Source organism: Bradyrhizobium sp. CFUWI, assembly GCF_056429085.1.
The window spans coordinates 1-416 of sequence record NZ_JBWJZE010000252.1 but is presented as its reverse complement, the minus strand read 5'-3'; the positions used below and the strand labels follow the sequence as shown (position 1 = coordinate 416).

General features: G+C 70.9%; 1 protein-coding gene. It reads left to right on the top strand.

Features of this window, described 5'->3' with window-relative positions:
- Positions 1-416: AMP-binding protein (locus AC066S_RS39675; protein ID WP_478272044.1), on the top strand; the 416-nt coding region annotated here is incomplete at both ends.

Sequence of the window (416 nt, the reverse complement as noted above, 5' to 3'; positions counted from 1 at the left end):
CCTGCTGGCCGAGCCCGGCCTGACGCGCGATGCCGCGCGGAACATGCGCCTCTTCATCGCCGGCTCGGCGCCCCTGTTGATCGAGACCTTCAAGGAATGGCAGGAACGCACCGGCCACACCATCCTGGAGCGCTACGGCATGAGCGAGACCATCATGCTCACCAGCAACCCGTATGCGGCCGATGCGCGCCACGGCGGGCAGGACGAGCGCCGCGGCGGCACGGTGGGCTTCCCGCTGCCGGGCGTGGGCCTGCGCGTGGTGGACGACGCCGGCCAGCCGCTGCCCACGGGCGAGATCGGCAACATCCAGGTGCAGGGCCCGAACGTGTTCGCGGGCTACTGGCGCATGCCCGAGAAGACGCAGGAGGAATTCGCCACCGATGCGCACGGCGGGCGCTGGTTCAAGACCGGGGACG